Annotated in this window: 20 protein-coding genes and 1 tRNA gene; 14 read left to right on the forward strand and 7 right to left on the reverse strand. The window is 44.0% G+C overall.

Annotated elements, in window-relative coordinates:
- Nucleotides 1–90 precede the first annotated feature (90 nt).
- The 4 genes from J2T19_RS10710 (at nt 91) to odhB (ending at nt 5480) form a co-directional block, all read left to right on the forward strand.
- Nucleotides 91–528, forward strand: a complete 438-nt coding sequence (locus J2T19_RS10710; protein WP_307215514.1) for an NUDIX domain-containing protein — start codon at nt 91–93, stop codon at nt 526–528.
- A 14-nt stretch (nt 529–542) separates the two neighbouring features.
- Nucleotides 543–616, forward strand: a tRNA-Pro gene (locus J2T19_RS10715).
- 710 nt (nt 617–1326) lie between these two features.
- Nucleotides 1327–4200: a 2-oxoglutarate dehydrogenase E1 component gene (locus tag J2T19_RS10720; protein ID WP_307215516.1), complete on the forward strand. Its 2874-nt coding sequence runs from the start codon at nt 1327–1329 to the stop codon at nt 4198–4200.
- 5 nt (nt 4201–4205) lie between these two features.
- A complete protein-coding gene (odhB, locus tag J2T19_RS10725; protein ID WP_307215519.1) occupies nt 4206–5480 on the forward strand; it encodes a 2-oxoglutarate dehydrogenase complex dihydrolipoyllysine-residue succinyltransferase in 1275 nt (424 codons plus the stop codon).
- Nucleotides 5481–5754: 274 nt separating this feature from the next.
- Here the strand turns inward: odhB and J2T19_RS10730 are convergent, their stop codons facing one another.
- The 4 genes from J2T19_RS10730 to mnmL all read right to left on the reverse strand — a co-directional run bounded on the left by J2T19_RS10730 (nt 5755) and on the right by mnmL (nt 9555).
- Nucleotides 5755–6732, reverse strand: a complete 978-nt coding sequence (locus J2T19_RS10730; protein ID WP_307215521.1) for an alpha/beta fold hydrolase — start codon at nt 6730–6732, stop codon at nt 5755–5757.
- Nucleotides 6733–6813: 81 nt separating this feature from the next.
- Nucleotides 6814–7791, reverse strand: coding sequence for a type I phosphomannose isomerase catalytic subunit (locus J2T19_RS10735; protein ID WP_307215523.1), 978 nt, complete (start codon nt 7789–7791; stop codon nt 6814–6816).
- A 224-nt stretch (nt 7792–8015) separates the two neighbouring features.
- Nucleotides 8016–8600 carry a tRNA 5-(aminomethyl)-2-thiouridylate-methyltransferase MnmM gene (gene mnmM / locus J2T19_RS10740; RefSeq protein WP_307215525.1) on the reverse strand — a complete coding sequence of 195 codons (585 nt, stop codon included), beginning with the start codon at nt 8598–8600 and terminating at the stop codon, nt 8016–8018.
- Nucleotide 8601: 1 nt separating this feature from the next.
- Nucleotides 8602–9555: a tRNA modification radical SAM protein MnmL/YtqA gene (mnmL, locus tag J2T19_RS10745; protein ID WP_056698715.1), complete on the reverse strand. Its 954-nt coding sequence runs from the start codon at nt 9553–9555 to the stop codon at nt 8602–8604.
- 305 nt (nt 9556–9860) lie between these two features.
- On the opposite strand from mnmL, the gene J2T19_RS10750 reads away from it, so the two are divergent.
- Nucleotides 9861–10061, forward strand: coding sequence for a hypothetical protein (locus J2T19_RS10750; protein WP_062320234.1), 201 nt, complete (start codon nt 9861–9863; stop codon nt 10059–10061).
- A 151-nt stretch (nt 10062–10212) separates the two neighbouring features.
- On the forward strand, nt 10213–10962 hold the full coding sequence (gene trmB, locus J2T19_RS10755; protein WP_307215945.1) for a tRNA (guanosine(46)-N7)-methyltransferase TrmB: 750 nt from the start codon (nt 10213–10215) through the stop codon (nt 10960–10962).
- 75 nt (nt 10963–11037) lie between these two features.
- Here trmB and J2T19_RS10760 read toward each other — a convergent pair whose 3' ends face one another.
- Complete coding sequence (locus tag J2T19_RS10760) at nt 11038–13290, reverse strand: AraC family transcriptional regulator (protein ID WP_307215529.1); 2253 nt, start codon at nt 13288–13290, stop codon at nt 11038–11040.
- 406 nt (nt 13291–13696) lie between these two features.
- Here J2T19_RS10760 and J2T19_RS10765 point away from each other — a divergent pair, with 406 nt between their 5' ends.
- The 3 genes from J2T19_RS10765 (at nt 13697) to J2T19_RS10775 (ending at nt 17188) form a co-directional block, all read left to right on the forward strand.
- Nucleotides 13697–14602, forward strand: a complete 906-nt coding sequence (locus J2T19_RS10765) for an ABC transporter permease (protein ID WP_307215531.1) — start codon at nt 13697–13699, stop codon at nt 14600–14602.
- A gap of 30 nt (nt 14603–14632) precedes the next feature.
- A complete protein-coding gene (locus J2T19_RS10770; RefSeq protein WP_307215534.1) occupies nt 14633–15532 on the forward strand; it encodes a carbohydrate ABC transporter permease in 900 nt (299 codons plus the stop codon).
- 99 nt (nt 15533–15631) lie between these two features.
- A complete protein-coding gene (locus J2T19_RS10775; protein ID WP_370874858.1) occupies nt 15632–17188 on the forward strand; it encodes an ABC transporter substrate-binding protein in 1557 nt (518 codons plus the stop codon).
- Between the two features lie 107 nt (nt 17189–17295).
- Here the strand turns inward: J2T19_RS10775 and J2T19_RS10780 are convergent, their stop codons facing one another.
- Together J2T19_RS10780 and J2T19_RS10785 are read right to left on the reverse strand one after the other, a co-directional pair.
- A complete protein-coding gene (locus J2T19_RS10780) occupies nt 17296–18444 on the reverse strand; it encodes an MGDG synthase family glycosyltransferase (RefSeq protein WP_307215538.1) in 1149 nt (382 codons plus the stop codon).
- 50 nt (nt 18445–18494) lie between these two features.
- Entirely contained in the window at nt 18495–19022 is a 528-nt protein-coding gene (locus J2T19_RS10785) for a phosphatase PAP2 family protein (protein ID WP_056698698.1), read from the reverse strand.
- 1104 nt (nt 19023–20126) lie between these two features.
- Here J2T19_RS10785 and J2T19_RS10790 point away from each other — a divergent pair.
- The 5 genes from J2T19_RS10790 to J2T19_RS10810 all read left to right on the forward strand — a co-directional run bounded on the left by J2T19_RS10790 (nt 20127) and on the right by J2T19_RS10810 (nt 24459).
- Entirely contained in the window at nt 20127–21365 is a 1239-nt protein-coding gene (locus J2T19_RS10790; RefSeq protein WP_307215541.1) for a glycosyltransferase family 2 protein, read from the forward strand.
- Nucleotides 21366–21692: 327 nt separating this feature from the next.
- Entirely contained in the window at nt 21693–22187 is a 495-nt protein-coding gene (gene infC / locus J2T19_RS10795) for a translation initiation factor IF-3 (RefSeq protein WP_145048133.1), read from the forward strand.
- A 24-nt stretch (nt 22188–22211) separates the two neighbouring features.
- Nucleotides 22212–22415 (forward strand): 50S ribosomal protein L35, encoded by a 204-nt coding sequence (gene rpmI / locus J2T19_RS10800; protein WP_017689665.1) that lies wholly within the window; start codon nt 22212–22214, stop codon nt 22413–22415.
- An 89-nt stretch (nt 22416–22504) separates the two neighbouring features.
- The gene (gene rplT / locus J2T19_RS10805; protein WP_017689664.1) at nt 22505–22864 is read left to right on the forward strand and encodes a 50S ribosomal protein L20; all 360 of its coding nucleotides are present in this window, start codon (nt 22505–22507) and stop codon (nt 22862–22864) included.
- Between the two features lie 554 nt (nt 22865–23418).
- On the forward strand, nt 23419–24459 hold the full coding sequence (locus J2T19_RS10810) for a BMP family lipoprotein (RefSeq protein ID WP_307215543.1): 1041 nt from the start codon (nt 23419–23421) through the stop codon (nt 24457–24459).
- Nucleotides 24460–24664 lie beyond the last annotated feature (205 nt).

Here is a 24664-nt window from a genome sequence, read left to right on the forward strand (position 1 = left end):
GGTTACGCCATCACTTTATCAGATGAACAAACGAATACGAAGGTTGGAAGAACAGGTTAGACAGATGTCCGACGATAGGAGGATTCTATAATGGAGCGTTATACACATCTAGGCGTTTACGGTCTAATGGTTTGGGAACAGGAGGTACTGCTGATTCAGAAGGCGCGTGGGCCTTATCAGGGGACATGGGATCTGCCAGGAGGTAGGCTGGAGTTTGGAGAAACACCGGAACTAGCGCTCCATCGCGAGATCGAAGAAGAGACGGGGCTCACAGATGTTCGACTGTCTCTTCGATCCGCGCAATCCAATCTGGTGCAGTGGATGCATGAAGGTAGTCTTGAGGAAGTTCATCACATTGGTATTCTATATGATGTCTATTTGGGATCAGATGGGCAAGCCTATGGTATCAAAAAAGAGGCGGATGGCGAAGATTCACTAGGTGCAGCATGGTTTACCATGGAACAACTTGATTCGCTCGCATTAACGCCGTTTGCGCTGCATATGATTCAGGATAGGATGGAGCTATAAGGAATGACTAACATCGGGGTATAGCGCAGCCTGGTAGCGCGCACCCTTGGGGTGGGTGAGGTCGTGGGTTCAAATCCCGCTACTCCGATTCTAAGCAATCATATGCTAGGTTTAAAGATAAGGTCATAAATCTTCGGATTTATGGCCTTTATTTGTATTCCCGCAAATTTATTAGGTTTACGTAGAACGTAGAAGAAATGCGGATCGGAATGGATGGACATTAATGCGCATGTTGCAGGAATAACGAGTTTCTCACGATCAATGTGTTGTACTTCCGTATACGAATCAAAAATGGCACCTATATTCACCGCATTTTAGTGTAAAACACGTACCATTGGTTAATGTTTAAAGTAACCGTTTGTTTTTTTGCTTTATCGACCACAATTAAAAAGGGGGGAATTCATAACTTTTAGACGCAAGGATTGCACCATTTATTCGATTCATCTAATTTATGCATCAATCGAACTAAAAATAGGAAATGCTCCTGAGCGCAAAAGTTTATAGAATAGATATTAGAACACAGAACTTCAGTTGAAAATATTGGAGAATGTGTAACCTTCGAACGGATCAGGACAGTATTCGACATCTGTGCGACGGTATATACAATCATTCTTTTTCTATGATTTTGAAAACGCAGACAAACCTTGACGGGAGCGTCGGAACAACGTTATTACCACCAACAGCACGATTATTGGACTTCATGAAAAATTTCGCTTAAAATGTTGAACGAACGCAAATTACAGCTTAGTCAATGATTTCCGTCAAAAATACGACTAAATCAAGACGGAGGGAACGTCGATGACGATCGTGGAAGGCAACAAGAAACCCTGGGAAAGTTACTATGGACCCAATTTGGGATATGTACAAGAACAATATGAATTATTTTCCGAAGACCCTGGTGCAGTGACACCAGCTTATCGGGAGTTGTTTGAACAATGGGGTGCACCGCCAATGCCTGGCCGAGATGCACATACAACCACTTTTTCGGGTAATGCTCAAAATAACTCGGGAAGCGTGGATATTCAACTTTTACAGAAAGCGGTTACAGCCGGGAAACTGGTCTGGAATATCCGCACGTATGGTCATCTTGCTGCAGATATTGATCCACTTGGGATTAGTGAAGAAGCAGATACCTCTTTGCTCGAACCGAAGAATTTTGAATTAAATGAAGAAGACCTCAAAGCATTGCCGGCTTCCTTGATCTGGGAGGGCGCTGATGGTCAGACGGCAAATGGTTGGGACGCAATCCAACGTCTACGCCAGATTTACACAGGGCCAATCGCGTATGAGTTCAGCCACGTACACGAAGTGCAAGAACGTGAATGGCTCAATCGTCGTGCGGAATCTCGCACTTCCCCGGCACCACTTAATCAGGAAGAACGCACTGCTCTATTGGAGCGTTTGGTCGAAGTGGAGCAATTCGAAGATTTCCTGCATAAAACTTTTGTGGGACAAAAGCGCTTCTCTATTGAAGGAAACGATGTGCTTGTGCCAATGCTGGATGAAGCTGTGCGGATTATGTCGCATTCGGGCTCAAGCCATATCCTGATGGGGATGGCTCACCGTGGACGCTTAAACGTACTGGCACATGTACTAGGTAAACCATATAGCAAAATATTCTCTGAATTCCATCATGCCCCGAACAAGGATTTGGTTCCATCTGAGGGTTCTACAGGAATCAATTATGGATGGACGGGGGATGTAAAATATCACCTAGGTGCTAATCGCTTTGTAAAAGAAGGCGAAACGGTACAGGCTCGCTTGACATTAGCCAACAACCCAAGTCATCTAGAGTACGTAAACCCTGTTGTACAGGGATTCGCGCGTGCAGCTCAGGATGATCGCCGTGAACCGGGTTACCCGAAACAGGACGTTTCCAAAGCAGCAACGATTCTTATGCATGGTGACGCAGCATTCCCTGGTGAAGGAATTGTAGCCGAAACACTGAATTTCAAAGCTCTGCCTGGTTACCAGAATGGCGGAACGATTCATATTATTGTAAACAATCGCTTGGGCTTCACAACCGATAGTAGTGACTCACGCTCAACGCATTATGCGAGTGACCTTGCGAAGGGGTATGAGATTCCGATTATACACGTTAATGCGGATAATCCGGATGCTTGTATCGCAGCAATTCGGATGGCCGCAGAGTACCGGAATCGGTTTAAAAAAGATTTCTTGATTGACCTCATCGGGTACCGTCGTTACGGTCATAACGAAACGGATGATCCAGAAACAACACAACCGAAAGTGTATGACAAAGTTAAGAATCATCCGACAGTGAGTCATCTGTATCAAGATCAGTTGAAACAGGAATCTATTATTGACGAAGCGGCTATTAATAGCATTCGTGAGGCTGTGACGAACCGGCTAAAAGAAGCCTATGAGCATATGAAGAAAAATGAAGTACATGAATACTATCAACGGAAGACAGATGAGCCTGAAGCAGTGAAGGTGATTCCAACTGCGGTACCGCTTGAGAATCTACGGAGTATCAACGCAGATCTACTGAAATGGCCGGAGAATTTCAATGTGTATCCGAAGTTGCAGCGGATTCTACAGCGCCGTAGCACGTCACTGAATGAAGGCGAAAAAGTTGATTGGAGCCTTGCTGAGACACTTGCATTTGCAACTATTCTTGCAGATGGTAAGCCAATCCGGATCAGTGGTCAGGATGCAGAGCGTGCAACATTTGCTCACCGGAACCTGGTGTTGCATGATTCAGAGAATGGAAGCAAATTCTGCCCTCTGCATCATTTGCCACAGGCACGAGCTTCGTTTGCAATCTACAACAGCCCGTTGTCTGAAGAATCGGTGGTTGGATTCGAATATGGATACAACGTGTATTCGCCAGAGACTCTTGTCATCTGGGAAGCTCAGTTCGGTGATTTTGCTAACTGTGCACAGGTTATTTTTGACCAGTTCGTATCGGCAGGTCGCGCGAAGTGGTCGCAAAAATCAAGTCTGGTTATGCTGCTTCCACACGGTAATGAAGGTCAAGGGCCTGAGCACACAAGTGCACGTCTCGAACGTTTCCTGCAGCTTGCTGCAGAAGACAATATGACCGTTGCTAACTTGACAAGTGCTTCTCAATATTTCCATCTTCTTCGTCGTCAGGCTTCCCTGACTGAAACCGAAGATGCACGTCCACTTGTAATGATGTCACCGAAGAGTCTAATTCGTAATCCACGTGTTGCTTCTCCGGCGATTCAGTTCAGTGAAGGCAAGTTTGAGCCAGTGCTGGAACAAGCTGGGCTTGGCACGAAGCCTGACCGTGTTGAACGGATCATCTTGTGCAGTGGTAAAATTGCAATTGATCTTGAGGATGCTTTTGAAAAAGAAGGCGGAGACTGGTCATGGCTTCACATTATCCGTGTTGAACAATTGTATCCATTCCCTGCAGAAGAGATCCAGCGTGTACTCGCACGTTTCAGCAAGTTGAAAGAGCTGGTATGGGTACAGGAAGAAAACAAAAACATGGGTGCATGGACGTATATGGAACCACGTCTTCGTGAAATTGCACCTAAGGGTACAATCGTTAAGTATGAAGGCCGTCCGGAGCATGCAAGTCCTTCCAGCGGTTATCAGCTTGTGCATAGCATGGAGCAACAACAGATTATTACATCCGCGTTGAAACAAACGACGAAGAATAATATTCCACTTGGGAGGTAACAACTGTGAGCGAAATTAAAGTACCTGCAATGGGTGAGTCGATAACCGAAGGAACGGTATCCAAATGGCTTGTCAAAGAAGGAGATACGGTTAACCAAGGTGATGTCCTTCTAGAACTGGAAACGGATAAAGTTAATATTGAGATCAGTGCTGAAGAAAGTGGCGTATTGGAGAAAATTATCCGTCAAGAAGGGGATACCGTTGAAATCGGTGAGACGATTGGTACCCTTTCCGCGGGTGCAGGGGGAGGAAGTAGCGCGGCTGCTTCCGAGCCGGCTGCATCGGAACAAAAACAAGCGGCTACACCAGCGCCTGAAGCACCAACACCGCCGCCAGCACCTGCTGCTGCAGGTTCTGAATCTTCTGATAATGGAAACAAGACAGCTTCCCCTTCTGCGCGTAAACTAGCGCGTGAGCGGGGCATCGAGCTGGATCAGGTTCAAGGGAAGGATCCGATTGGACGGGTATATCAGGATGATGTGAAGGCTCATAACACACAGGCCACTGCTCCAGCAGCACCTTCTGCGAATAAAGCACCAGCTGCATCCAGTGCTCCAACCGGAGGTTCTACGTATACTAAGCCAGTTGAACGTCAACGTATGTCTCGCCGTCGTGCGACCATTGCCAAGCGTCTGGTTGAAGCTCAACAAACAGCAGCAATGTTGACTACGTTTAATGAAGTTGATATGACTGCCATTATGGATGTTCGTAAACGTCGTAAGGACAAGTTCAAGGAGAAGCATGAGATCAATCTGGGCTTTATGTCCTTCTTCACTAAGGCTGTCGTTGGCGCGTTGAAAAAGTTCCCAACCATTAACGCAGAGATTGATGGCGAAGATGTTGTACTGAAGAAATATTATGATATCGGTATCGCGGTATCTGCCAAAGAAGGTCTGGTTGTACCCGTCGTTCGTGATGCAGATCGTCTAGGCTTTGCTGAGATCGAGAGAAGTATTGCCGATCTGGCTTCAAAAGCTCGTTCCAACACGTTGGCTCTTTCGGATCTGCAAGGTGGAACATTCACGATCACCAATGGTGGAACATTCGGCTCGCTCTTGTCCACGCCAATTCTGAATACACCTCAAGTAGGTATTCTCGGTATGCACAAGATCCAACTTCGTCCTGTAGCCATTGATGCAGAGCGGATGGAGAATCGTCCAATGATGTATATCGCTCTGTCTTATGATCACCGTATCATTGATGGTAGTGAAGCAGTACGTTTCCTCGTAACTGTAAAAGAACTGCTTGAAGATCCAGAATCCTTACTCATCGAAGGATAAGAAGGATTAAGGTATCATTTGATATACTATTCATAAAAATGATCATAAAGAAGCCCCTGAATTATAATGCAGCTCTGGCTAGCATCTTGATTCCGAGGCTTCTTTTTTTGTTGGTGTTGAACGCTCCCAGTTACAATTCATGCGCTAGCCCTAGAAATAGCTACGGAATAACTCCAAAGTAGATAAACAAAGCGCCGCCCCAGTTTTATGGAGCGGCGCTTTGTTTGGGGCAACTACTACTTGCCTAAGCTTAGTAATCGTACACTGATTAGAATCATACCGAATCAGCGATATCTGCATTGACAGTGGTGGGAGCTGTACTAGATAGAACCAGATGGCGATCCAGCCAATCCAACACATCCAGAGCTACGTCTGCCCGATTCGTCTCATGCAGCATCTCATGACGACCACCAGCATACAGACGATACTCAATATGTTGAAGCTGAAGCTGACGATATTGAGTGACTAGGTTATGAACGCCTTTGCCATGTAAACCAACAGGATCTTGCTCCCCTGAGAAGAGGTATACGGGCTTATCCTTTGGAATACGTTTCATGTTGTCTGGCAGATGTATTTCAATTAACAGCTTGAAGAAGTCGCGGAAAAACCCTGCTGTACATATCGCTCCGCACAATGGATCATCAATGAACCGTTTAACTTCATCGGGATCACGAGATAACCAATCAAAAGGGGTGCTCGCCGGGCGGAACGAACGATTGAATCCACCGAACACCAATGCGTTAAGCAGCATACTCGGATGAGTTGCCCCCTGAATCCCACACTGAAGGAAGGCGAGCTTCTCACCAAAACGCAGAAGACCACGCTTGCCGTTCGTTCCAGACAATATAAAGGCGTGATAGCGTTCATGTCCCGCATACATTAGGTGCTGGACAAGGAAAGAGCCCATACTGTGTCCCATTAGAAATAAGGGGATATCAGGATACTCCCTAGATGCCACTTCTCCCAGATTGATCATATCGCTGGCCATCCAGCGAAAGGCATCTGTCCCGGCATTACCTAACAAATTGGGATCTTCGACCGATTTGCCATGACCGCGATGATCATTAGCATAGACCGCATAGCCATGACGGGTAAGGCACTCTGCAAACTCTGCATACCTAGCTGCCGTTTCTCCCATTCCATGTGCAATCTGCACCACACCCCGGACGTTAGTTCCAGGATCAGGAAGCCAGCGGTACACATGAATACGGGTACCTTCATTGCCCACAAGGCCAAAGGTAGATTCCTGCATCTTGTGCCAATCCTCCTTCATTGGTCATTCAAGCCTATTCAAGATAAGACGAAGCTGTTCATTCCATACACCTCAGAAAAGTTAAGGCAGGTAAGAGCGAAGAACAGTGGTATTCCCGTCTAATGTATATGTACCCAGGTTGGCAGGCAATAGATAGCATTGACCTGCTTTTAATTCAATTTTTTCGGACGAGCCGTTGTCCCATGCTAAAGTTCCGTTACCTTCACACACAACTAGAATGGTAAAACTTTCAGCGTTTGTAGTGAGCTGCCAAGGCTTAGATACGACTCCTTTTTCAACGACGAAATATGGGCATTCCGCCAGCTTCAGCCATTCACCTGAGATTGCGTTGTTCGTTTTCATCGTTGTGGCACCAGCGCCTTCATAGGCAGTGACATTAAGGGAGTCCTCAACATGCAACTCGCGAGGTTTACCATCCAGACCTGGGCGGTTATAGTCATAAATTCGGTAAGTTGTATCTGAATTCTGCTGTATTTCAGCCACAACAACACCTGCACACAGCGCGTGAACCGTTCCGGCAGGGATAAAGAAAGTATCTCCTGCTTCTACAGGTACTTGGCGCAATGTGTCCATCACCGTTCCATTTTCAAGCGCTTCTTTAAGGACGTTACGATCAACGCCTTCATTTAATCCATAAATGATATGTGCGCCTGGTTTCGCATCAAGTACATACCACATTTCCGTTTTGCCGAGTTCACCGGGAGGGAGTGCCTCGTAATCATCCGTAGGGTGAACCTGTACAGAGAGATCATCATTACAGTCTAGAAGCTTAATAAGGAGAGGGAAGCGTCCTCCCTTTTCAGATACACCTTTTGTTCCTAACCAAGACGTACCGAGCTGTTCACGCACTTCATCCAGACCTTTGCCAGCAAGTGCACCATTCAATACTTTTGTTGTTCCGTTAGGGTGATCTGCAATCATCCAGCCTTCTCCGATATGACCTTCAGGTGGCGTGAGGCCAAAATTCTCAAGTGCACGGCCGCCCCAGACACGTTCTTTGAATTCAGGTTGAAATTGCAGTGGATATGGATTAGTCATTGTAGTCTCTCCTTTAGTATATGAAATGGTGGAATGAATTAATCAACCTATAACCGGTTCGACACCTACATGTATACGGTTGCAGGTTATGTAGTATAAGCGACCAATGCGAACAGATAACAACGTATTAGTGGGTTTTGAACTCGCACTGATATTGTTGAATTGTGTTCAGCAGATGGTGCTTACAGTATGTCTATCGTAACGTATTTGGACAAGTAAGGAAATTACTTCTTCTCGATTCCGATTAAGAAGGGAGAGGTATCACGTTGTAATTGCCGGTAGAGCATGACTTGTGCTTCCGTGACAGGTAAAGCAGAAGCCCATTTCGTTACAGCCTCAGCCTCTTGGGAGCCACCTTCATGTCCAGGGTACAGCACAACGGTAATAATCCCCTTTGGACGCAGTAATGCTAGAGCAGCCTCTAATGCATTAAGCGTACTCTCGGTTGCCGTAATAATGGAAGCATCTGCACCTTCCGCAGGCAAGTATCCAAGGTTGAACATAACGGCTCCAACTGCACCTTGCCAGTCTTCCGGAACAGCTTCAACCATGCGGTCATGGCTTAGCTGTAATAGTGAAATAGAGCCGAGTTTGGCACCGTCCTCTTGTTTACGAATCCGAGCTTGGGCAAGAGTGAGAGCTTCACTCTGGATGTCGAAACCAATAACTTGACCACGTCTGCCCACCTGTTGTGCGAGGAATAACGTATCTGCGCCTGTCCCTACGGTTGCATCGATGGCGAGGTCTCCAGGTTGCACACGTGCTGTAATCCATTGATGCGCACAGCTTAGAACCGATAGAAACCCCATCTTATGCTCCCCTCCAATACTTGCCTTGCCACGTATCACGTTGTCTCAATTCACGATCAATGGAGTTCAGCACTTCCCATTTATTCAGCGACCACATTGGACCGATGAGCAGGTCTCGCGGTGCATCACCAGTAAGGCGATGAACGATCATTTCTGGCGGTAGAAACTCAAGTGTATCTACAATCAGCTTAATGTACTCATCTTGTTCAAGGAAGCGGAGTAAACCAGCTTCATATTGCTTCACCATCGGTGTTTTGCGCATGAGGTGCAGTAAATGGATCTTGATCCCCTGAACGTCCATATTCGCTACGGCACGACCGGTATCCAGCATCATCTCGTGTGTTTCTTGAGGCAAGCCATAGATGATATGAGTACAGACCCGAATGTTGTGTTTACGCAGCTTCGCCACGGCATCCTCATAACACTTCGTATCATGTGCGCGATTAATAAGAGTAGAAGTGGATTCATGAACTGTTTGCAGCCCCATTTCAATCCACAGGTAGGTTCGTTCATTTAGCTCAGCCAGATACTCAATAACGTCATCTGGTAAGCAATCAGGTCTTGTCGCAATGGACAAACCCACAACACCAGGTTGTTTTAGAATCTCTTCGTAGTACTCCCGAAGTTCTTCAACGGGTGCATATGTGTTGGTATACGCCTGAAAATAACCAATATAATGGGCAGTGGGCCACTTCAAATGCTGTTTATCACGAATGGTATTAAATTGTGTAACCAAGTCGTGGCGACGACTGCCCGCAAAATCGCCAGATCCTCGAGCACTGCAAAATGTGCAGCCACCTTTGGCTATTGAGCCATCACGGTTCGGGCAAGTAAATCCCGCATCCAGCATGACTTTGAACACCTTGTTATCAAATTCATTTCTCATCTCATAATTCCAGGTATGGAATCGTTTATCTCCCCAGGAAAGAGGGCTGGGTAGGGCAGGTGCATTCATCTCTTCAGGAACTCCTTCGGTTGTTCGTTTATTAATGAAACGCATGCCGTAATGCATTCGTGAAAAAGAACAAAAAACGGCAAAATTTGCGTTCTCATGGACTTTTACCATTGTATCAAAAAACGCAAAAAAAAGGGAATGCAGATGCAAAAATAGGCCGGAAAATCGCGGTTTTCTTCTTGCTATAGTTAACACCTTATGTTATATTTAAATCAACGTCAGACACCATCTAATGGGCAGTATTCATCATAGCATTTGAATTAATGTTGACGTCATGGATCATACTATACCGTGAGGTGATATGAATGAATTCCCAAGTTAAAAACAATGATCTTCATCATGTTTCTGTAGAACTGACGGCTGAAGAGGCACTGGCTTTGACAGGTGTTCGTTTTAATGGAAATCCGAAAGTGAAAGCGGCTGCAAGACAAAAAGTTCGCGACGCTTTTGAAAAGACATTTGATTTTTCGCACCAAGATAAGGTAGACTATGAACTATTAAAGTAGTTGGACCCCAATTCCAAATAAATCGAAGAGGGAATCTTTGAAAATTGCCACTAGTGGCAATTCCGAAGATTCCTTTTTCATTGCTCTTTACAATTGGTCCGTTCTTCGGCAAAATGAAGCTGAGACAAGTATGGATAAACGGAGGAATAAAATGCGTTTACGTGGTAGAAAAGGAATCCGAGAAAATCTGGAGGAGCAGGTTGATCTTGTAGTTCTGGAACCCAACCAGCACAAAGGAAAATGGTCTGAACTGTTTGGTAATGACCATCCGATCTTTGTAGAATTCGGTATGGGCAAAGGGCAATTTATTAGCCAAATGAGCTATAAATATCCGGAGTTTAACTTTATCGGAATTGATATGTACGATGAGCTCGTTCGTCGTGCTAGTGAGAAAGCTCGCAATGCGTGGAGCCAGGCAGAAGTGGAGACACCACCTAACCTGAAGCTAGCGCTCGCCAATATTGAACAAATTGAGGATGTATTTGAACCAGAGGAACTGGAACGTATTTATCTAAACTTCAGTGATCCTTGGCCAAAAGCGAAGCATGCACGTCGTCGTTTGACACATCCACGTTTCTTGAAAAAATATAAAGAACTGCTTAATACTAAAGGACAAATTCACTTCAAGACAGATTCGGAGACGTTGTTTGATTTCTCACTCAATGCCATTGCTGACTTTGGCCTGCAAATGACAAATATCTCTTTGAACTTGCACCGTGATGGATTGAATGAGGAACATGTGATGACCGAGTATGAGCAGAAGTTCATGGGCAAAGGTATGAATATTCACCGGGTTGAAGTCGTTGTTGGTGAAGAGGCTTTGCGTGAATATCAGCAAATGCGTTTGGACAAGTATAAAGTTCGTGAAGTTTCAGAAGAGACTGGCGAATCGCAGGAATAATAGATCTGCATCTATCTATAAGTAGCAAAGCGACACAGAGAGCGTTAAAGCCTCAGGTGTCGCTTTTTTGCTTCTTCAGGGCTCCGAATGTAATTCTTTGCGGCGATAATCATTAGGCGTGACTCCATTAAACTTCTTGAACATACGATAAAAATAGGAGCTGTTCGTGAAGCCTGTTTTCTCGGCAATATCAGCAATGGAGTTCTCAGTCTCCATTAATAGAGTTTGAGCTTTCACAATCCGAGTTTCATTAATGACATCAGTTAACCCTTTAAGCGTTAGTTGCTTATAGAGCCTACTTATATAGATTGGAGACATGGTCAGCTCTTCTGCAATAGAAGTCACGCAGAGGTTGGTGTCCGCGTAATCCCGTTCAATAATTCTGTTTATTCGGCGGATCAGCTCATCATGTTTAAGGGTACGTTTCTCCTCCACCTTGGAGCCTAATTCATCGAACAGTTGATAGAAGTGAGCATGTACTTCACTGAGATCCTCGGCCTCATGAAGAGGCAGCATCGTCCCATCCGAGATAGAGTTAAGCGTCAGTTGATTGTTCTTTTTGAGTGTGTTGCGAACGTGGTTTAGTGTCATCGTAAGATGTGAGAGAGCTAGCTGAAAGACATTGAACGGATACGTCACCGTTTCATTTACGATCGTGGTGTACACCTGTTTGGCTTCCTCTGTTTTGCCTGTCATCAAATAATCAATGAGCTGTTTTTCCTTGCCAACAGGGAAGGCATACTCCTTAGCATGATAGGCCATGATGTCTGACGTGTACAATAGACAGCCAGAACCATGAAATAGTCGATGCAGTGAAGCCTCTGCGGATCTTGCATAAGATGCGATGCAATCCTCAAGAGACTTTTCTTCTGGCCCGATGGTGAATGATATGGAGCATTTGAGATGTAGCATGACCGCATCCTGTAGCATTAGCAGCAATTCCTCGATCTTTTGCTCTCCAGCAGTCGTTGAGTGATCCCCCGAATCTTTCTCGTTAAAAATTAGAGTAATCAGATCCCCGCCCATATCTATGGCTTCGGAATGATGGGTAGTTTCAATCGTTTCTGTACATATGTTCATCATCGCGTATTTAACTAACTTAACCTCGTCCCGATAGGTATCACAGAAATCGACAAAGTGATCGATTCGAAGCAAAACAAGTCGAGAGCTACGCTTTACGTCTAAGGATGAACCATAGAATTTCAATCGCTCGGCAAGTACACCACCCGTAAAGGTCTCGCGTCTCTGGAGAGCTCCCCGCAAATAATCTTGTCTGAGAATGTGCAGGCTTCCTCGCCGCTCTGCTTCCATCACACGCATACGCACCAGAACCTTATCAATAGGATGATACAATTTGCGCGATACAAGGTAAGACAAGAGCACACCAGCAACCAATAGACCAAGACAGAATAGGACGGTATGGGTTCTCATCTTCCGGATGTCTGTAGTGATCAGATCGTAAGGTGTGATTCGCACATATCGCCAGCCTAGATTGTCAGGAGAGGTGTAGGTAATTAGTGATTTCTCTCCATCCACTTCTGCGGTAAAGAATGCGGGCTGGGCTTCATTTTGCATAATAGGCTGTATAAACGACTCATTAGAGAGATCCTTCATTAATGCACGTTCACCAAAATCAGACAATAGTTGTCCTTTTTCATTAATAATGAATGTATTGCCAGGCTGATCCTCCGAATTGATGTTGGGACTGAGCCAGTCATCCTTAATGTTTACAATGACAGCATAATTCAGCTTGGCATTGTCGTTGATGGTGTCATAGCACAAATAGGTATAACTGTTAACCTCGGTTTCTTCCGTTGTGCCAACCTGATATGTACGTGGGATGGGGACAAAGGGTTTATAGTCATGGAATTGCCGGAGAATCTCCGTGATTCCGTGATCGTCAATGTCAGAGATGGATTGTTGTCCAGTACGAACGCCATCTGAACTGATGAAGAACTCATTACTTTTGGAGTTGTATACATAGATGGATTCAATAAAAGGAAGGGACATGCGGTAGTTATCGAGCTGCTCCATGGCTGGAGTTATCTCATAAATGCTCGGTTTGGAGTATAAGAGTAGAGCAGAAATCGTGTAATCCTGATAAATCTGATAAGACAATGATTTGGCAGTCTCTGTCATTTTGGAAACTTCACGACTCGCCTGTGTGAGACTATCCATATCGGTACGATAGACTTGGCGAAGAGCAATGCGGTTATAGTTGGCGTATAAAATGACAGAAGCAACTAGCAAGGTAGCGACCGTGCTGATGATAATGCCAACCAGAATTCGTGTAAACACTTTTTGGCTGTCTTCCGACCGTTTACGCACTACTTTTCCCCTCCATTTCTTCTGTATATATGATAGGTGAAGCGTAGTTTTGAACGAGTGAAGTTCCTTCACAGATGTCCATAGTCAGCCAGAGCTGGCAAAATAAATTATATATTATGTATGCGTTTACATCAATGCTATACAAGGAGTTTGACTGTCAATCTAAAACGTAAAGTTCAACTTTCGCTTGATTGTTCACTACGGCTAGCGTATGTACGATATCAACATTTGTGAACGTTCAGCTGTTCATTTCACTGTTCGTTCGAATTGTTCATATTCACTTTAGCAAGATCGTTCATTTTCCGGACAGATGATTCAGTATTCAAGAGCGATAGGGCCCCCTACAATAAAAACCAGAGCTCCACAGCGCACCAGCGCCGTCAAGAAATTCGGGAGGGATCGAGCCATGCTCAAAGAATTGAATAAAAACAAAATGATGTTTCTCATGCTGCTGCCTACACTGATCTTTTTTCTGATTAACTCGTATTTTCCGATGGTCGGCATCTACTATGCGTTTACGAGGTATGACTTTGAAGGTGGTTTGTTTGGTAGCCCATTTGTAGGTTTGGAGAACTTCAAGTTTCTCTGGCAATCAGGAATGCTTCTGAAGCTGACCACTAATACCGTGGGTTACAATCTAGCTTTCATTATATTAGGGAACGGACTCGCTATCTTTTGCGCAATCATGCTCAGTGAGATCAGGGGCAAAGTGTTCAAAAAAGTGACCCAATCCGTTATGTTTTTACCGTATTTCATTTCATTTGTATTATTGAGCGTAATCGCTTACAACATGTTTAACTATGAATCCGGTTTTGTGAATACGGTGCTGAAGCGCTTCGAGGCAGGGCCGGTTGATATCTATAATACGCCATGGATCTGGGTGTTCCTGATCATCATCTTCTATCTATGGAAGAACCTCGGATACAGCATGGTTATCTATTTGGCTGCGATTACAGGCATCAGTGATGAATACTACGAAGCGGCCCGAATGGATGGAGCGAATATCTTTCAACGGATCTGGTACATTACGGTTCCGATGTTGAAACCAACGTTTGTTATTCTGCTGCTCTTCTCATTAGGAAGCATTATGAAGGGGCAATTTGATCTCTTTTACCAACTGATTGGAAACAACGGGGTGCTGTATAATGCCACCGATATTATTGACACTTACGTATATCGCTCGTTGAAGGTGACTTTTGATATTGGCATGGCGACGGCTGCGGGCCTCTATCAATCCCTGTTCGGTTTTATTCTCATCATGACAGTCAATTACATCATCCGCAAAGTGAATGAGGATTACGCATTGTTCTAGAACGCCCAATAGGCAGAAGGGAGACCTACTATGCATACTCGTTCCAGAGATTCGGAATTTACGATGCTCTTTCAAGTGATCGCGTACACCTTTATTTTGTTTCTTTCCATCATCTGTTTGGTGCCATTTCTACTCATTCTGTCTGGTTCATTCAGCAGTAATGAATCCATCGTGAGGGAGGGATACCATCTATTTCCCACTGATTTCTCACTTGAAGGTTACAAAATGGTATTCAAATTCCCTACACAAGTACTCAAAGCCTATGGCGTCACTGTATTTACGACCGTTGTAGGAACAGCGCTTGGACTATTCTTCATCACCATGGCGGGGTTTGTATTACAACGCAAAGATTTTAAATACCGGAATACCTTCTCCTTCTTCATTTATTTTACGACCTTATTCGGTGGAGGACTTGTACCTTGGTACATCATGCTGGCGAATTACTTTAACTTGACCGATACGTACACCGTATTGATCTTCCCCGGGCTCATGACACCGTTTCTCATCATTTTAATGAAAAATTTCATTCGATCCGCTGTTCCTGACGAGCTCATTGAGTCTGCCAAAATTGATGGCGCGAATGACTTCCGCATTTACTTCAGTGTTGTATTGAATTTGGCGATGCCCGGCATTGCCACAGTGGGGCTTTTCCTCGCACTCGGATACTGGAACGACTGGTTTACATCATCGCTATTTATTAACAATCCGGATATGTATCAATTGCAATTCTATCTATACAACACGATGAACACGATTACGTTTATAGATCAGATGGCGATTGGAACAGGGATTACACTGAGTCAGGATGTGCCCACTGAATCAACCAAGATGGCGATGGCGATTATCGTAACTGGACCGATCTTGTTCCTGTATCCGTTTGTTCAACGTTATTTTGTCAGAGGACTGACGATTGGTGCGGTTAAAGGTTAGAACGCGAAACCGATATGGCTTCAGGGTGGTTGCAGTCCGAACTTCCCTGTACTACATCGGATCTGCGCTAACATATACGTTTCAACACAAAAAGGGAGGATGCATATGCGAAACAAAACATTTCTTCGGCACCTGTCTCTAATTATTGCCTTAATGATGTTTGCTGGGGTGCTGGCCGCATGTAACACAGGTTCGGGGGGATCGACACAAGGTAGTCCAGAGGGAGGCTCTTCAACTTCCAAAGGAGACAAAGTAACCTTGCAATTCTACATGCTTGGAGATGCACCGAAAGACCTACCGACCATTGAATCAGAAATTAATAAATTGGCTGAGGCTGAACTGAACGTCAACGTCAAATTCAATTACACCTCCTGGACAGACTGGGATCAAAAATATAAATTGTTGCTCTCCTCGGGGCAACCGATAGACCTTATATTTACGGCGGATTGGACATTCTACCAGTCCTATGCGAAAAAAGGTGCGTTCCTTGCGCTAGATGAAATGCTGCCTAAGGTTGCACCGGCTCTGCAAGCTCATGTACCAGAGGATATGTGGAATGCAGTCAAAATCAATGACAAAATCTATACGGTTCCTTCCACATGGATTGAATATGTAACGGAAGGTATTGCGTACCGTGAAGATTTACGTGAGAAGTATCATTTGCCTAAGCCTGAATCTATGGAGACACTTGAAGCGTATCTTGAGGGAATCAAAGCGAATGAACCGGATATGATACCGATCGCAGACAGCAATGCAAATCATACGCATGGCATTCGTCAATTGAACGCTAAGCTTGTTAATACAGCTGGTCAGCTACCTTATGGTCTGGATATCATGTATGATTCACCGTCCAATGTTGCTTCCTATTGGGGTTCAGCGCAGCACCTGGAAGATCTGAAAACCTACAAGCGCTGGATGGACAAAGGATTTTTCCCGAAAAATGTACTGAATGTGAAAGACACTTCTAATTCATTGCTGCAAAATGGCAAAGCGGCTGTGATTCTCTCAGGAGAGAATCCGAACAAATTCAACGCTGACGTAATTAAGATCCAGTCAACACACCCTGATTGGAAGTTGGGTTATTTCCCATACCCGAATGCGAAAGGGTTTGCACAACCAGTTCATCCGATTCATAACGGTTTCGCAATTCCGCGTAGCAGTAAAAATCCAGAAAGAGCACTCGCATTTTATGAGAAGCTGGTTACGGATAAACGATACAACTGGCTTACTGAGTATGGCGTAGAGGGGAAAAACTTTGAAGTACAGGATGGTTACTACAAAATGATTGGCGATGCTCAGACCAATGGCTTCCCGCGCGAGGGTATGAACGGCTGGGCATGGCGGAATCCAGAATTCATGCTGTATGACAAGTCATTTGACGATGTCCTGAGCATGTTCGAGGAACTCGACAAAATGAAGAAGCCAGATATTTTCACTGGATTTGCAGAGGATTGGACACCTTATCAGGCTGAAAAGGCAGCATTGGAGCAAGTGGAGAAACAGTATCTCTATCCGCTAAACGTAGGCTTAGTAGCCGATGTCGAGACAGGACTGAATACATTTATGGAGAAGGCGCAGCAGGCTGGACTTGAAAAAATCCAAAGTGAATATACGAAGCAGTGGCAAGAATATCTGAAATCGGCTGGGATTCAATGATCAAGTGTTTGATATGGGAATCGTTGGCTCTGCTCCTTTAAACTCATACAAGAAAGGGTACCTTCATAACGAAGATACCCTTTTTCGTATATGAGTTGTTAGAAGCGTTAAACGCTTGACTGATCGGATGGATAAGAACGGATTTCTAATAGATCAATGATGCTCTGCGCACTCTGTGTTGGATGATACTTGGCAATCTGAGCCAAATGGCGTTTACGTTTTCGGACAATATCCGGGTATTTATGTAACAGCCGATTCATCCAGTTCACCACAACATCTAGGGAAGTGATCGCTTCTCCAAGCCCTCTAGAAGTAAAATAATGAACGTTCTCTTCTTCCTGACCTGGAATCGGATTATGAAATAACATCGGAATACCCTTGGCAAGACCCTCACTGCATGTCATTCCACCAGGCTTGGTGATGAGCAGATCGGAAACCTCCATTAGTTTGTCTACCTCATTAGTGTATCCAATGATATGAATGTTTTCTTTTTGATATATAGGATTCTGTTCCATGCTGATTCTTACTTTGTCATTCCGCCCCAAGCAGAAAATGAGCTGAATATCCTTGTGCCAACGGGTAAGCATCTGATTCACAACTTCATCACTGAGCATTCCCCAACCACCACCCATGACTAATACGGTAGGCATATTTTTCAAATTGAACCTGCTCTGGATCTCTTCACGTTCGGGGTGTTCCCAAAAGTTAGGGTGAACGGGTATGCCTGTTACTCGAATTTTGTCTACAGATACACCTCTCAGCATCAGTTTGGACTTTACCTCATCTGTAGAGACGAGGTATAAGTCCACCTCAGGGCTGATCCAGGTACCATGAGCATCATAATCGGTAATTACAGTACACAGTGGCACTTGCACGCCCAATCGTTTCAACCTGGATATCACAGCACTTGGAATGGGATGTGTACAAACGATGACATTTGGACGAAGCTGACGAACAATACTGCGTGTATGAGTATAGAACAGCTTATGTAGTGCCAAAGTAGTCAATCGATTTAGAGACTTTTTATATTGATGTTTGTATACATAGCCGACTAGCTTGGGTTGGTTGGTAACGGTTTTTTTATATGCGGTAATGATCAATGGTGCAACCCGGGGGTTAAGGAAGCTTCCGAGTTCAAGGACTTTGGTCTGCACATCGGTAGAAAGTTTGCGCAAACTGCTGGAAAGGGCGTAAGCCGCTTGAGTGTGTCCTGCACCAAAACCTTCTGATAATAGTAATACTCGTTTTTTCTCCACGCTTGATTCACCTGTTCCTGCTAGGTTTTCCTACGTCTAACATATCGACTTTAAGTCCAGAATGCAACTGTCGCGAGTGCGACCAAAGTACCGATTGTAGCACCAGCAAGGACATCGGAAGGATAATGCAACCCCAAGTATATTCGGGAGAATCCGACAACAAGCGCTACAGGCAATAATACGCTCAGAAGAAATGGATCCATCGTCATAAATGGCACGGTAACCGAAAAGATCGCGGTGGTGTGTCCAGATGGGAATGAATGATCCGTCAAAGGATTACGAAACGTAATCGTGTCTGGTAATGCAAGGTAAGGCCGTATACGAGGATACAGCTTCTTGGCGATCGCCACGGGAATATGGCTAACTGCTAGAGCTACACAGGCTTGAAGTCCTGTTGTATTCCATGGAGCCGGTGCGAGCAACCATATCAACAGTGAAATGGCGATAGATGATGTCGCCCCGCCCAGATGGGTGAAATAATAGAGCCAAAAATTCATAAAACGATTATGAAGTCGACCATTAATCCACATAAACACATTTCGATCATACTCTTGAAACTTAACAAATAAACGGCTCATATTGGCCTCCTGCCAGTCAGGCCGCCCCAGAACGTGTCTCAAAACATGCTGAAGTGCATCTTTTACCGCCCTTTCGCTCCCTGCTGCGTCAATTTCTCTTGACGTGCCTAGGCAAGTCAGCGGAAAACTTCCTTGCTTAGAACGAAAATTCGCCAATATCTGCTTCCTTCGGAGTTCAGACACGCCCTAATCGGCGGCAGTATTTCCGGGTAAGTTCTGGTTCCGGTTTTTGTCCTGATTACTATATAACCGTTTTTAGAGGTAGTTCAAAAAGTCCACTTTTGATTACGAAGGATGCCTAATGGCATCGCAGCATCGAATATGGAATTCAGCCGAAATAAGCGGGATGCTTACGAAGCTTGTTTCCTTCGGAAACATGTAGTTGCTCACGTAGTTTTCCTACGCTCCGCTACTCCATTTCTATCTTCGTCCCATCTTCTCGGTACTGAAAAGCGTCCTTTTTGAACACACACTTTAAGAAACCTAGGTTATTTCAGGGATATGTTTATCATATTTTTAAATGTTGTCCTTTTCAAGAAGAAGACATGTGAAGAAAGTAAAATTCATGTTAAAGAGTGGATGGAAACCCAACTTAACATTTTGACTTGGACGAGCCAAAAAAGATACAATGATTCAATGCTGCTGAAATGAGGTAAGGAATTGTGTGATTTATATTAAACTTTTGTTGAACTTTTTGGGCTTGGTTTGCGTTAATTAGATAAGTAGACTCTGGAGCTATATAGGTATCCTAGAAAAAAAGCAGGGACTATAGAAATAAAAAACAAGCAAACGGCTGAAAATAAGACATAACTGGCATGAATGCAAGTGTACAGTATCGCGGAGTGCCAATTTAGCGTTTAATGTTCACATTTCTGCTTCAGGAAGTGAAATTGCGGTTTTGACAAATGGCTAAAAAGAATCCAAAATCGATAAAGCAGCCATTTAGGTTCTAGCCAAGTTTGAAACATTGTTCAAAGCACTCACGTAGTACTCAAAAGAACAGGGTCATATTCTGCACAACAAAAAAAATAAAGATGCAGAAGCAGGAAGAGAAACGCTTGTAAGTTAGTAAAGGGTTTGAATAAAAGGGGGTAACAGAGAACGATGTTGGACGCTATATTCGTCACGCTGCAGGTGCTACTTGCACTGCTAGCTGTGTACCAATTCACGTTTTCGCTGTTCGGTCTGTATAAAAAAAAGAAAAAGAAAAATTATCCAGCGACAAAGTCATTTGCTGTACTGGTCGCTGCGCACAATGAGGAACAGGTCATTGGTGCATTGATGGAAAACTTGAAAGAACTTGATTATCCAGAAGATCTGTACGATGTATTTGTTATCTGTGACAACTGTACAGATGGAACAGCTCAAATTGTTAGAGACCATGGATTGAACGCATGTGTTCGTACAAATGCGGATCTCAGAGGTAAAGGGTATGCCATTGAGTGGATGCTCAAATATCTGTGGAAATTGCCACGTCAGTACGATGCGGTTGTTATGTTTGACGCGGATAACCTGGTAGATCGTAATTTTTTGCTTGAGATGAACAATGACCTTTGCAACGGAGCGCGCGTGATCCAAGGTTACATTGATACGAAGAATCCAGAAGATTCTTGGATTACAGCAGCTTATGGTGTATCGTACTGGTACATTAACCGTCTGTGGCAGTTGTCTCGTTACAACCTGAACATGGCGAATTTCCTTGGAGGTACAGGGATGTGCTTCGAGACGAATTTGCTAAAAGAAATTGGTTGGGGTGCAACGAGTTTGGTAGAGGATCTAGAGTTTACGATGCGTAGTGTGCAACGTAATGTCTATCCGGTCTTCAACTATGACGCTAAGGTGTTTGATGAGAAACCGTTGACGTTCAAAGCTTCAGCTAGACAACGTCTTCGTTGGATGCAAGGTCACTTTACTGTTGCGCGGAGATATTTCTTCCCGTTGCTGTGGCAAAGTATCAAAGAAAGAAGCTTGGTCAAATTCGACCTTGCTGTATATGGTGCCAACGTATACGTAGTATTGCTAACCTTCTTGCTAACAGCAGTAATGTGGGTAGATACAGCGGTGTTTAATGGCCCGAATATCGCCAATGTCTATGGGTACTTCCCATTATGGGTAGGATTTGTAGCAATCGGTTTGAACATTTTGACGTTCTTGCTGTCCATGGCGCTGGAGAAGGTTACTTTTGCCAAAGTATATCTATACCTGGTGTTGTTCCCGATCTACCTGCTCTCTTGGTACCCAATTACGTTCTATGCGTTCTTTACACAGAACAACAAACAATGGAGCCACACTCAACATACACGTGTTGTACGTTTGGATGAGGTGCAGAGCAAACAAGGGTAATGCATATATCTTATACTTGAGTAGTTAGTGACGGGTTTACAATGGTTTTAAATTAAAATTGTAAAGTTGTTGACAATGACTACGTCAGGTGGTATAGTATTCAAGTGCGTTAAACAAATAGTGATATGGAATCACAAGAAGAAGTCCGACTTCTCACCTGACCAACAATTGTTGGCTGGTCAACGATCCCAATAATTTATGAAGTTGTATACTCATGAAGAATTGTGTTGATTACAGGGATGTCGGTAGTTTAACCGGCATCCCTTTTAATTTTGTATTACAGTATTGAAAATGACCTGGAGGTGGACGGTTATTAGTAAAGATCACATGATTAATGATGAGATTCGGGCGAAGGAAGTACGCCTTGTCGGAGCTGAAGGAGAACAAATTGGGATCAAGCCGATTCGTGAAGCACTACAAATGGCGATTGATCTGAACTTGGATCTGGTCAATGTGGCACCACAGGCTAAACCGCCGGTGTGTCGCATCATGGACTATGGCAAATTCCGCTATGAGCAACAAAAGAAAGACAAAGAAGCCCGTAAGAACCAGAAAATTGTTGACATTAAAGAAGTATGGTTCCGTTCCAATATTGAGGAGCATGATTATCAAACGAAGCTTCGTAATGTAGTTAAGTTTTTGAAAGAGGGCGACAAAGTGAAATGTTCTGTTCGTTATCGCGGACGTGAAATTGCACATGCCGCCATTGGTCAGCGGATTTTGGAGCGTGTTAAGGTGGAAGTTGAAGAACTTTGCACTATTGAACGTCAACCGAAATTGGAAGGCCGCAGTATGATCATGATTCTGGCTCCAAAAGCCTGATAACATTGAAGGAGGAAACACAAAATGCCTAAAATGAAAACACACAGCAGTTTGAAAGGACGCTTCAAAATTACCGGTTCCGGTAAAGTCCTTCGTTACAAAGCTCACAAAAACCACTTGCTTTCCCACAAATCAAAACGTGCTAAGCGCGTTCTGAATGGTAACCCCGTTATGGCTGCAGGTGACGTAAGACGTTTGAAACAAGGTTTGGCTAACCTCAAAGGCTAATTCAGTACAATACATTCCGTATGGGGGATCGGCTACGGCCGTACACATACCACGGATACATTTAATATTTATTTGGGAGGTTCTTTAATATGGCAAGAGTCAAAGGCGGTTTTGTAGTACGTCGTCGTCATAAAAAGGTTTTGAAACTGGCAAGAGGTTATTTCGGTTCCAAACACCGCATTTTTAAAACAGCTAACGAGCAAGTAATGAAATCCCTGGTATACGCATACCGTGACCGTCGCAACACGAAACGTAACTTCCGCAGACTGTGGATCGTTCGTATCAATGCTGCAGCACGTATGAATGGTTTGTCTTACAACAAACTGATCCATGGTTTGAAACTTGCTGGTGTAGATATGAACCGCAAAATGTTGGCTGATCTGGCCGTTAACGACATCAATGCGTTCAACTCTTTGGCTACTGTAGCTAAAGGTAAAATCAACGCCTAAATTATATTTATACAAGCCGCCGTACCTATGGCGGCTTTTTTTACGCCAGATTCTGCGTGAAGAATAGACAACTGTCAGGAAGGGTACACTGAAAATGGCAGTAAAGGGTATGAGAGCATTATGGTAGTACATAAAACCCGAATCATTAAATAATGCAAATAAAAATGACTTATTATTAGCTGATGATCCTCAATATGGAATATATTTGTTATATAACATCACATCGTTGTAACGTTAGCGTGTTAAACTGCTAAATTTTTAAGCGCTTTCAGCAATAAAAGTGCAAAAATAAGTGCTTTTTGGTTATGAAACATCTAGATTTTAACACTGGTTAAATGTATAATCACCTCTAGTAGGCAAGTCCTAAATTTTTCTCTCTAGTCATAATGTTCGGTTTTTCGACAGATGATCCGGTAAAGTTAAGGGTGGAATGTGTTTAATATGTCGAATTAAGCATACATTCCATAACTAAACCGTGCTTGGCATCTGTTCTTCCGAGCAATATGGAACGGAGTAGAAATTAGGTATATATCATTAAGGGGGAACTAAAGAAAATGAAGAAGATGCTCAGCTTGTCTTTGGTCATGTTGCTGGCAGTATCCGTAATGCTCGCAGGTTGCGGAAGCAAACCAAAAGAAGAAACAAATGCCGGAGGAACTACGGGTGGCGAAGCTACTGAAGCGAAATCCGATTTGCAAATTGGTATGGTAACTGACGTAGGTGGCGTTAACGATAAGTCCTTTAACCAATCCGCTTGGGAAGCTCTGCAAGCAACTGAAACTGAAACAGGTGTAGCTGTTAAATACCTGCAAAGTAAATCCGATGAAGAGTACATTCCTAACTTGAACGAATTCGTTAAAGGTGGATATGACCTGACTTGGGGTATCGGTTTCCAATTGGCTGATGCAATCAAAACCGTTGCTGATCAAAACCCAGATTCCAAACTCGCGATCATTGACAGCGTAGTGGATTCTCCGAATGTTAAGTCTGTAACTTTTGCTGAAGAAGAAGGATCTTTCTTGGTTGGTGTTGTTGCAGGTCTGACAACGAAAACAAATAAAATTGGTTTTGTAGGCGGTATGGAGAGCCCACTGATCAAAAAGTTTGAAGTAGGATTCAGAGAAGGCGTAAAAGCAGTTAACCCTGACGCTCAATTCATTTCTAACTACACAGGTGCATTTGATAAACCTGACCTTGGTAAAGCAGCAGCAGCAACACTTTACAACGAAGGCGTAGACATCATTTTCCACGCTTCTGGCGCAACTGGTAACGGTGTGTTTAACGAAGCAAGCGCTCGTAAGAAACAAGGTCAAGAAGTATGGGTTATCGGTGTTGACAAAGACCAATCTCTTGAGTTTGGCGATGAAATCACTTTGACTTCTATGATCAAAAAAGTTGACGAAGCGGTTAAACGCGTAAACCAAGAAGTTGTTGATGGTACATTCGCTGGTGGTTCTGAAAACCTGACACTGAAAGAAAACGGTGTAGGTATCGCGGACACTTCTACTGCTAACGTATCGGCTGATACACTTGCTAAAGTTGAAGAGTACAAAGAAAAAATCATCAACGGCGAAATCAAAGTACCTACTGAGTAATTGATTCAAGCCTAAATAAATGCATAGTCATCGAGGCCGGTCTTGACCGGCCTTATGATTGTCATGAGACATGTACTATATCTAAAATCATCTGGTTTACACGCTCAGTGAAGTAAGTTTATCAAGTAAAAAACGCAGTTTGAATGGCAGCTATTATTCCTTAATTAACGTCGTTGGACGTTTTTCTTACGTTTGTGGAACCACA

The sequence above is a fragment of the Paenibacillus tundrae genome, assembly GCF_030812775.1.
In the GTDB taxonomy this organism is placed as follows: Bacteria; Bacillota; Bacilli; order Paenibacillales; family Paenibacillaceae; genus Paenibacillus; species Paenibacillus tundrae_A.